A 9436-nucleotide genomic window follows, 5' to 3' on the forward strand; every position below is an offset into this window, starting at 1 on the left:
CGCGCCGATTTTTTGGCAATCTCAATCAACCCGGATTCGTGCAGGATTCGGTTTTCCGCCTCCCAACCGTCCAAAGCCTGCCGCATATCCTCCCGTGCGTAATATCTTTCCATCCCCCAATCGGGGCTGCCGTAAGCCGCCGTGCCGTAATATTTCACCGCCTTCGTCCTTTCCGTTTGAGGAAACCGCCCGCAGCATTCACCGTTTCGCCGTGCCGTTGCCCCGCTTTGAAGTTCGATACTTCATCGCTTTGTGCTATCCCCGGCTTGGCAGATATAGCTTTCGGGCGGTTTGTTACTTACAAAACAATCATTGCCTTATCTTTTAAGCCGTCTTTTTTAACCGTAAAAGTAAAAGCGGTGTGATTGATGCCCTCGCTTCTTCGGGCGGTGAATTTTGCGCCTGCCCCTTTGCATATTTCGGCAACCTTACTTAATAGGTCTTGCTCGTTTTTTTGTGCCAAACCGATTTATTCTGCTGATTAATTCGTTCATCCCGTTTCCTTCAAGTTGTTGTTTGTTTCGATGGGTGTATATTACCGCCAGTAATTTATTATTGCAATACCGCTAGTAATATTATTTACGGTAATTTATGTTTATCTTTGATTATTAAAAGAATTTATTTTTGAGATTTCGCAGGCGCAAAAAACCGCCCGATATTTCGGGCGGCGTATTAAAATCAGATGAAATTAAGGAGGCTTATTATGGAAATGCAATTGGACAAACAGACATTGACAGTGGTTGTCAGAAACAGCGAGCCGGTGGAATTGTCGGTATTTGCGCAGTCTATGATGAGCCTTGCCGATGATTACGAATCCATGTGCGGCAGCGCGGGCAGTCATGCGCGGCTGTATATTAAGGAAATCAGGCAGGGCAGCATTATTGCCGAGCTTGCACCCCTCTTGCCTTTGGCGGGTACGCTTTTTGAAGGCGCGGGGCAGATATTGGCGTACGCCAAGAATTTTATTGAGATTACCGATTGGCTGATGGGTAAAGGCAAAGAACCCGCAGGGGTAACGGACAGCCAAATCCGCAATATTGCAAATATCATGCAGCCTGCCGCATCGGATAAAAACGGGTCGATTGAAATCAACGTGAACGACAACAACGGCTCCGTCGTCAATAATATTACCTACAACTATTTCGCGGCAAACACGGTACAAAATCAGGCAAGGCGGATACTGGGCGAACGGGCGGAAGCGTCCGAATCAGGGGATTACGGGCAGATGGTGATGTATTTCGTACAAGCCGCGCCGACAAAGGAAACCAATCAGGCGGTTATTGAAGGGATATACAGCCGTCCGGTCAAAATCCTGATTCCCGAACACATCAAGCGCGAAATGTTTGCAGAGCCTTATCCATTTGAAAAATATTATATTGTTGACGTAAGCGTACAGACGGCGCGCGGCAAGCCCAGGCTCTACAAAGTTACCGGGTATCACGGGGTAGTCGATGGGGACGATTGAAAACCGCCTTTTCGGGCGGCTTTGTCGGTTTTGTGTTGTTTTCAGGTTCGGCGGGCGTGGAAAAAGCCCGCATGATGCGGGCGGAGGATTATGCTATAGCAAATTTTTCAATCAGAAGCTTAACTTCCCTGCCGGCATATCGTGATGTTGAAGCCCCGGCAATGATACGCTTCAACAGTTGTTCGCTACATGGTGGTTTTACGGAGAATATTCCTTCATGCACACGGTTTTCTATGTGTTCGACGGCATCAATCCTTGCATCACGGTAGCGGACATAACTGTCATGTCGGACAAAAGGATGTTCTCCCTGCCTGATGATGCAGGCATTATCATATGGGATATTTGCCCGGACGGAAGAAATGCCGACAGAAAGAACCTGCGGCTTATTTCCACGGTTGGGCAGGATACACGGATTGACTAGGATGGTAAACAAGTGTTGGCAGCTATTTGGACCGGATGGGATGAGCAGGCATGCGCCTTTCCTGCATTGCCACGATTGAGGCATACCGCCCCCTACCCGAAAGCGCGATTGATGTAAGCCTGTTCTTCCAGCCTTTCTACAATCGCTACGGCTTGTTCGTCATCATAACCAAGCACAGACAACAGTTTTTTGATGGGAATCGGGCGGCTTGAGCCGTGAGGGTCTTCCCATTCCGGGCATAACCCGTTGTGGGTCATGTTGCGCAGATCCCATGCGGAATAATGGCCGTAATTCTCCCAAACCGATTCCAGTACTTCCAAATCAGCTTCGGATAATGCCGATAAGTCTTGCCCGGGCGTCCGAATCATACTTGGATCGCGTAAGGCAAGCATCCTGTTTTCGCGGTCGCTAACCCACGTTGCCCATCCGTTCGGAACGGACTCATGTCCGCCGTTAATGAAATCCAAGGTCATGGAGAGTACCGGGCCATGCGGCATTGAAACCAACGCGTCACCTGTCAGGCCTTCTCCGAAGCGTAAAAAAGACTCACGTTCAGCCAAGTACATCAGCTTCATCAGCTTCAGTACTTCAAGCCTGCCGTTTGCCTTGTACAGCAGGAAGGCGGCCGCTTGGGCAGCCTTTGGCTCTTGGAAAATGGTATCGTTGTGCGGTTTCATACTTTTGATTATATGCGGTTTCCTGTAAAGCAGGCAATCTAAATCCGGCACATTTCCGTACATTTTACATCTTTTCGATATATTTCAGCATATTCCTCAATCCGGCACGAACCGTTTGTGTTGTTTTCAGGTTCGGCGGGCGTGGAAAAGCCCGCGTGTGCGGGCGGGTTGAACGGGCTGGCTATGCCTGATTCATGGTGAGCAGGGCGGCTTTGGCTAAAAAACCGCTACGGGTTTCATGATTTGCGGATGTATATTCATCCACTCTATCAAGAAGGTATTGCGGCCAGCTGACGTTGAATCGGATTTGCTGCCGACTGATTTTTGCAGGGTCGATTTCAATCATTACCCATGTTGCCCCATGATAATCAGGTTCTTGGCTCAAATCGGCAATGCTGCTTACGGCAAGGTTTTTGAACCCTCCGTCCTCAATCATACCGTCAATATGCATATAGGCGGCAGAACGGGCGTTGGCGACGGCTTCTTCAACGGTGTCGCCGCAAGAGAAACAGCCGGGAAGGTCGGGAATGGTTACGCCATATGCCGAATGTTCGTCTTTGTGCAGGGCGGCAGGGATAAACATTTGATTTCCTTTAATTATGTTGTTCAGGTTTATGGGCGCGTGAGATAACCCGTCGATTGTTTGATTAGAAGGGGGGCAGCGGGAAACCCCGCTGCCTGCCGTTACTTCAAACCGGCTTGCTTATAGATATTTTTTACAGTACCTGTCGGCAAGTCTTTTTTCGGGTGCGGCACGGTTACACGGCCTTTTTTTGTTGGGTGCTTATATTGCGAATGGCTCCCGGATTGTGCAACTTTATACCAACCGTCTTGTTTGAGTAGGGCAATAACGTCTAGGCTATTCAATTATCACTCCTAATCTTAATGCATGGCACGCCTGCCAATGTGCGTAATAATACACACTAATTTTTATTTTGTCAATTTTTATGTGTATTTGTGTGTAAAAATATCTTTCGGCAGTAGTTGCAGGGAAGGGTGTAAAAAGCCCGCATAACGCGGGCGGTCTTGAGGGCTGTCAGCCGCAGGCAAAGTTTCTGATGATTTTGCCTTCGCTTCGGTTATCGGCAAGCTGTATGCCCTGTTCCTCCAGGTCGCCCGATACGTCAAGCAATGCCTTTTCTTGTGCCTTGTCGGGACGCTCCGGCGGTTCGTAGGCAAACAATATTTCAGAGCGGTCGATGTATCCGCCGCGCCGCAACCGTTTTATGCCGGCAATCCGCTTATCAGACTTGTAATAGATGTCGGCAGGGTCTTTCCGTCCGAAATAGATAGGCTTGATGATTTTCCGTATTTCGCCGTTTTCCGCCTTTTGCACCAAGGGGATGGAGGCGTGAAAGCCTGACGGGTCGCCGATTGTGCTTTCTTTGAAGGGGTATGCCGTCTGAAGCGGCTTTGACATTGCCTGTATTTGTCGGGTAAGTTCTGCTTCGGGTTGGTTTTTGGCGAAGCTGCGGGCGACAAAATAATCAAACAGGCGGTTCAGTTCCTGCCCCCTGCCGGGGGCGAGGGTTACGCCCGGTCGGGCGGCCATAATCAGGGCTTCGCGCGGGCGGGTCAGATGGTCGGGCATGGCGCGTATCTGATCGGGCGCGGAGTGTGCCGCCAGGTTTCTAATCCGCTGTAATTCTTTTTCAAAGGCACGGGTCGCCGCTTTATAGGCGGGCGGATCGAAGCGGCGGAAAAAACGGCTCAATCTGCTGTAGCGATGTTCGATTTTAAAGTCGAAGCAGCCGCTTTGCGGGTGGGTTATGATGATGCCGATGTTGGCAAATTCGCGCGTTTGGACATAGGGCATAAACCGTATGACGGCAAAACGCATGGCATATCGGTTCATGAGATGCTCCAAAGTGTTCCGTTACCGATGCGGCGGACGGCCTCGTCGGTGCGGCTGCGGTTATAGGCGGCGGGCAGGTCGCGCTCTTCGTTTGCCCGTGCCCGCGCCGGCGGCAGATTATCACACGCTTTTCTTTTCTTTACCCTATGAAATTTACACTTTGTGTAAATCTGTAAATCCGACTTTTTGAGATTTCCCCCTAGAGGAATTTGTCAATCCGGCACGCCCTGCCGGAAGACCGGGCCGATTACGGTCAGGCTGTCCAAAGGGGCGGTCAAAGGTCTAAAAAATCAAGCGGCAAAACTTTCCAAAATTTGCCGTGAATGTGGAATTTGTCGGCTTCTTCAGGGTTTATCAGAAAATCCGACTTGGCGTAATGCCTGTTGTCGCTGGTAGCGTGTATCGCGCCGCCTTTGCCTCTGGACAGGCGTTTGATGTAGGTATAACCGTCAAAGGTAAACAGGTAGATGCCGCCGGTCTGAAACTTGCTAACGTCTGTTTTGATTAAAGTTATCGATTTCTGTGGAATGGTCGGCTCCATGCTGTCGCCGTCCGGCGGCATAAGCTGCACGTTTGTCAGATTGTTTGTCCCCAAAAGCTCGAATAGCGCGTCATTGGGAATCTCAATCGAGCGTAGCAGTTGCGGATAGTCGGGGTTGACTACCCCATGACCGCAACTGGCTGATACGTCGTATAGGTTGAGGGTGATGGTGTCGAGATTGTCTGCTTGCAGTGCCAGCAATTTATCTCCATCAATGCCGATGGACATACTGCTTATTTCTTCGGCAAGTCGGAGGCTGAAATCCGAAACAGGAATTTGCAAGATTTTGGCAAACTGGCTTGCAATGGAGGCGTTTAAGGCGTTGGTGCCATTTAAATAATGGTTCACCGCGCTTTGAGTAACTCCTACAGCTTCTGCCAGCTTGTATTGAGTTAGCTTAAGTTCTTCTTTTTTTGAGTTAAAAATTCTTTTTAGTTCAGCACATTCAGCCGTCTCAATTTCATTTAATTCTCTTTTTTTCATTTTGCCGCCTCCTTCGATAATTTAAACATATTAAATAATTTAAATATATTACTGTAAGTAATAATAATCAAATAACCGCAAGTATTGACTTTTGAATTACTTGCGGTAATAATATCTCTATTATTTGGAGTAATTTATGAAGAAAATTCCGCTAAATGAGTATGTTGAGCAGCACGGACAGGCGAAAACAGCAAAAGAAATCGGCGTTACTCAAGGAGCAATTTCAAAAGCATTGAGGTCTGGGCGGGCAATTTTTTTATTTTCAGACGGCAAAAGAGTGAAGGCTGAGGAAGTGCGGGCTTTCCCCTCGACACGTCTGTAACCCAAATAAAAAGCCCGTCGGGTCAGATGTTAATTGATATAACCGAATTGAAGCGGAAGTCATCCGCAATTTACCGGAAAGGAAAAAAATGAAGAAGCAGGACAGAAACCGCCTGTCGAAGAAAGACAGACGGCTGATTAAAAAGGCGATGCTGAAAGCCGCCGCCAAAGGCTGCGATGAGGTTTACAAAATCGCGCCGGGTTTGAAAGACGGCTTTGAATTACTTGGAAAGCAGCCCGATTAAATATTCGTCATCGGTATTTGGCTCCGATTCTTCGGGTTTTTGATGAAGTGTTCGGATGAATACCGCCAATTCTCCGGCTTGTCCTTTGGCCGTACTGCCGCTTAAGCGGATAGAACCGCTGCGGATAAGCTCTTTGGCGAGTATGAAGGATAAGTCGGACGGCATTTTTTTACTCCGTCGGCCGTTGTGTGGAAACCCGGTTGCAACGGGGTGATGGCAAATCGGAAAGACGGCTGACCGCCCGGACAGACGGGCGGCCGATAAAGAAAAACCCGCACGGGGCGGGTAATCCCCCTGAATTGCAGGGAAGCGGTTCAGGTAACGGCGAAAGGCGATTATGAATCAAAAACAAACGCAATGCAAACAAATTGTCGATTACATCCGTAACAAGGGATGCATCACATCCCTTGAGGCTTATCAGAACCTGAAGGTGACGCAGCTTGCGGCACGGATAACCGACTTGGAAGGCAGGGGCTTCGTGTTTGCCAAGCCGAAATACAAGGTCGGTAACTGTAAAAATCCCGTTGCCCATTACTCAATCGCAAAGTCAGGAATTGAACCATGAGCCGGGAACAAAGAATACGCGGAGCCCGCTTGCCGGTGCCGGCTCATATGCAGGCGGAAGACGCGGGCAAGGCACGGGAAGCGTTGGACGGGCGGGTCGAAGAAGTGAAAGGGGTTGATGATGAAGCCGTCTGAAAGTTTGAGAGCGGCAGGCAGGCCAATCGCGTATTACCCGAAATTGGCAAAGCCTTTGGGCGGTGTAAATGCGGCAATATTATTCGGGCATTTCTTCTACTGGAACGATAAGACGCAGTATGAATCAGGCATTTACCGAACAGCGGAAGAAATTGAAATTGAAACCGGGCTGTCCGTTCAGGAACAAAGAACGGCACGGGCAAAGCTGAGGGAACGCGGCGTATTGATTGAGACTGAAAAACGAATTGAACACCGCATTTACTACAAACTGAATTTAGACGCTTTTGATGATTTGATGTTGCAACATTCGGGGGGGTGGGGAATCAACAGCCCCGAAATGCAATATCAACAGCCCCGAACTTCAAAATCAACATTCGGGGGGTGGGGAATCAACAGCCCCGAAATGCAATATCAACAGCCCCGAACTTCAAAATCAACATTCGGGGAGTGAGGAATCAACAGCCGTTATAAGAACAGAAGATTTAACAGAAGATTTAGCAGTATATACCCCCTTACCCCCAAACGCCGGAAACGGCAAAGGCGGTTTGAACGCTGACGCGTTTGTTTCCGCTGACGCGGAAACGTGCGGGCGGGAAACCGGCGAACCGACTTCGCCGAAGGCCGAAAGCGACAGTAACGGCAACGGCGGCCTTTCGGGAAAACCGAAAAATGCGAATGTTCCGCGCCGCCGCAAAACCCACGGCGTACCGCTTCAGGAAATCGCCGATTTGTACAACGAAGTTTTGGGCGGCCGGTTGCCAAGCGTCCAAGTGCTGAACGACACGCGCAAACGGGCGATTGCAAACCGCTGGTGCGAGATGCTGGGAACGGCGGCGCCAAACGGCAAGGTGAGGTTCGGGGACAAGGAAACCGGTTTGGCCTGGTTTGCCGGTTTCTTCCGGAAAGTGGCGATGAACCCGTTTTGGATGGGCGAAAACCAAACAGGATTTGCGGTCGGCTTCGATTGGATTTTCAAGGCGGGCAATTTCGTCAAAATCCTTGAATGGCATCCGCCTAAAACGAACCAGGCGGCAAGGGGAAGGGCATGAACCGAATCGAGGAAACGGAAGCCGTCCAATCACTGGCCAGCGTAGGGGCGGAACAGAACATTTTGGGCGGCATCTTGATTGAACCGACGGCGATTACGCGGTGCGCAATCCTGACCCCTGAAAAGTTTTACCAGGCGCAACACAGGATTATTTTCCGCGCTCTGCTGGATATGGCGGCGGCAAACGAGCCTATCGACATCATCACGCTGAACGACAAGCTGGAAGCGCGCGGCGAGGCGGAAAACGCGGGTGGCCTGGCTTACTTGATAGACCTGAACCAAAACACCCCAAGCGCGAAGAATATCAGCCGGTACGTTGGGATTGTGAACGACAGGTTTGTCGAGCGCGGCTTGCTGAAGGCTTCGGCGGCGATTGAAAAAATCGCGGTTTCCAAAGACGGCGGGACGGTCGCAGAAAAGCTGTCTAAGGCGGCCGACGAATTGGCGGCAGTCGGCAAAGACGCGGTAAAGCGTGAAACCAAGACATTCGGCCAGACCGTTGAGGATTTGATTGGCGGTTTGGACAAAAGGCTTGACGGCGTGCGTTTCGGATTGCCTACCGGCTTGATGAAGCTTGACGGGATGACCGGCGGTTTGCCGGATGGAAACCTGATTGTGATTGCGGCGCGTCCGTCTATGGGTAAAACGGTTTTGGCGGAAAACATTGCGCGATTCGCGCTGAAGCAGGGCAAGGCAGTTCATTTCCAAAGCTACGAAATGAGCGCGGTAGAGCTGGCAAGGCGCGGCATGGCGGCTGAGTGCAATATCCCCATGCAGAACCTGAAAACCGGCAATCTGACGCAAAGCGATTACGCCAATATGCCGATTTACGTCAGCCAAGCGAAAGAGTGGAAGTTTGACGTGAACTGCGACCTGCTCAACGTTGACGAGCTTTGCTTTTTGGCTAAGGAGAAAAAACTCACTACCGGCTTGGATTTGTTGGTTGTCGATCACCTTCACATCATGCCAAGGGCAGGGAGGGACGAGGTGGCGGAGTTGGGGAATATATCGCGCCGTTTGAAAAACTTGGCGGCAGAGCTGAATATCCCCGTCGTCTTGGTTGCCCAGTTGAACAGGGGAAACACAAAGCAGGCAGACAAACGCCCGAACATGGCAGACATTCGCGGCAGCGGCGCGATTGAGCAAGACGCAAACATCATCATGCCGCACCGCGAAAGCTACTACGACGGAAACGAGAATCCGAGCATTGCCGAGCTGATTATCGCCAAGAACCGGGACGGCGAAACGGGAACGGTGGTTTGCGGCTGGAAAGGGCAATTTATGAAGTTCGAGGAAGAGCCTGATTTGGCATGGCAAGCCCCCAAACATGATGAATATGACCCTTACAGTGTCTAGTGCGGGAGGCCGGTAAATGCGTGAAACCTGTTTCTATTGCAACCATGCCGACTTCAAAACCAACACCGGCACGCCGGTGCGCGGTTTTGCGAAATGCGCGAAGGCGCGGAATGCGGAGGAAAAAGCGACGTACTACCCGCGAACCAATCCGTGCGCCGCCGGCGCGTTTCAGACGGCATCGGGGGCGGCAGTCGCAAAAAGGACGGCGGCGCTTGGGGAATACCCCGGCATACCCGAGATTGAAAACCGCGTTAAAACGCAAATTTGAAAGGAAATACGGAATGACGGTCCGAAACACGCAAACCGAAACCGTCCGGACGGAAGC

15 protein-coding genes and 1 pseudogene are annotated in these 9436 nt (G+C 50.6%); 8 read left to right on the plus strand and 8 right to left on the minus strand.

The window, feature by feature from the left end; genetic code table 11:
• Window positions 1-298: 298 nt before the first annotated feature.
• Window positions 299-494 (minus strand): annotated as a pseudogene (locus DFR77_RS11700) (hypothetical protein).
• Window positions 495-703: 209 nt separating this feature from the next.
• Here DFR77_RS11700 and DFR77_RS11705 point away from each other — a divergent pair.
• Window positions 704-1465, plus strand: coding sequence for a hypothetical protein (locus DFR77_RS11705; RefSeq protein WP_012503753.1), 762 nt, complete (start codon window positions 704-706; stop codon window positions 1463-1465).
• Window positions 1466-1553: 88 nt separating this feature from the next.
• Here the strand turns inward: DFR77_RS11705 and DFR77_RS11710 are convergent, their stop codons facing one another.
• From DFR77_RS11710 to DFR77_RS11735, 6 genes are all read right to left on the minus strand, one after another.
• Window positions 1554-1970, minus strand: coding sequence for a hypothetical protein (locus tag DFR77_RS11710; RefSeq protein WP_113852142.1), 417 nt, complete (start codon window positions 1968-1970; stop codon window positions 1554-1556).
• 8 nt (window positions 1971-1978) lie between these two features.
• Window positions 1979-2563, minus strand: coding sequence for a Panacea domain-containing protein (locus tag DFR77_RS11715; RefSeq protein ID WP_003693477.1), 585 nt, complete (start codon window positions 2561-2563; stop codon window positions 1979-1981).
• 181 nt (window positions 2564-2744) lie between these two features.
• Window positions 2745-3146 (minus strand): type II toxin-antitoxin system HicB family antitoxin, encoded by a 402-nt coding sequence (locus DFR77_RS11720; RefSeq protein WP_003691454.1) that lies wholly within the window; start codon window positions 3144-3146, stop codon window positions 2745-2747.
• A 101-nt stretch (window positions 3147-3247) separates the two neighbouring features.
• A complete protein-coding gene (locus DFR77_RS11725) occupies window positions 3248-3430 on the minus strand; it encodes a type II toxin-antitoxin system HicA family toxin (RefSeq protein ID WP_003689143.1) in 183 nt (60 codons plus the stop codon).
• 169 nt (window positions 3431-3599) lie between these two features.
• The gene (locus tag DFR77_RS11730; protein ID WP_003693474.1) at window positions 3600-4418 is read right to left on the minus strand and encodes a DUF3037 domain-containing protein; all 819 of its coding nucleotides are present in this window, start codon (window positions 4416-4418) and stop codon (window positions 3600-3602) included.
• A gap of 274 nt (window positions 4419-4692) precedes the next feature.
• Window positions 4693-5442 carry a LexA family transcriptional regulator gene (locus DFR77_RS11735; protein ID WP_113852143.1) on the minus strand — a complete coding sequence of 250 codons (750 nt, stop codon included), beginning with the start codon at window positions 5440-5442 and terminating at the stop codon, window positions 4693-4695.
• A 136-nt stretch (window positions 5443-5578) separates the two neighbouring features.
• On the opposite strand from DFR77_RS11735, the gene DFR77_RS11740 reads away from it, so the two are divergent.
• Window positions 5579-5764, plus strand: coding sequence for a Cro/CI family transcriptional regulator (locus tag DFR77_RS11740; protein ID WP_002238713.1), 186 nt, complete (start codon window positions 5579-5581; stop codon window positions 5762-5764).
• 88 nt (window positions 5765-5852) lie between these two features.
• A complete protein-coding gene (locus DFR77_RS11745) occupies window positions 5853-6008 on the plus strand; it encodes a hypothetical protein (protein WP_003689578.1) in 156 nt (51 codons plus the stop codon).
• Here the strand turns inward: DFR77_RS11745 and DFR77_RS11750 are convergent.
• Window positions 5985-6173 carry a hypothetical protein gene (locus DFR77_RS11750; RefSeq protein ID WP_003691445.1) on the minus strand — a complete coding sequence of 63 codons (189 nt, stop codon included), beginning with the start codon at window positions 6171-6173 and terminating at the stop codon, window positions 5985-5987. The genes DFR77_RS11745 and DFR77_RS11750 overlap by 24 nt on opposite strands.
• A 172-nt stretch (window positions 6174-6345) precedes the next feature.
• Between DFR77_RS11750 and DFR77_RS11755 the strand changes: the two genes are divergently transcribed.
• The 5 genes from DFR77_RS11755 (at window position 6346) to DFR77_RS11770 (ending at window position 9379) form a co-directional block, all read left to right on the plus strand.
• On the plus strand, window positions 6346-6573 hold the full coding sequence (locus DFR77_RS11755; RefSeq protein ID WP_003698261.1) for a helix-turn-helix domain-containing protein: 228 nt from the start codon (window positions 6346-6348) through the stop codon (window positions 6571-6573).
• Window positions 6574-6687: 114 nt separating this feature from the next.
• Window positions 6688-7158, plus strand: coding sequence for a hypothetical protein (locus DFR77_RS14250; protein ID WP_249033564.1), 471 nt, complete (start codon window positions 6688-6690; stop codon window positions 7156-7158).
• A 94-nt stretch (window positions 7159-7252) separates the two neighbouring features.
• Entirely contained in the window at window positions 7253-7756 is a 504-nt protein-coding gene (locus DFR77_RS14255) for a hypothetical protein (protein WP_010360005.1), read from the plus strand.
• Window positions 7753-9111 (plus strand): DnaB-like helicase C-terminal domain-containing protein, encoded by a 1359-nt coding sequence (locus DFR77_RS11765; protein ID WP_003693467.1) that lies wholly within the window; start codon window positions 7753-7755, stop codon window positions 9109-9111. Before DFR77_RS14255 ends, DFR77_RS11765 begins: the two co-directional genes overlap by 4 nt.
• A 16-nt stretch (window positions 9112-9127) precedes the next feature.
• Window positions 9128-9379 carry a hypothetical protein gene (locus tag DFR77_RS11770; protein ID WP_003693465.1) on the plus strand — a complete coding sequence of 84 codons (252 nt, stop codon included), beginning with the start codon at window positions 9128-9130 and terminating at the stop codon, window positions 9377-9379.
• Window positions 9380-9436: the final 57 nt, after the last annotated feature.

This window comes from Neisseria gonorrhoeae (assembly GCF_003315235.1).
GTDB lineage: Bacteria > Pseudomonadota > Gammaproteobacteria > Burkholderiales > Neisseriaceae > Neisseria > Neisseria gonorrhoeae.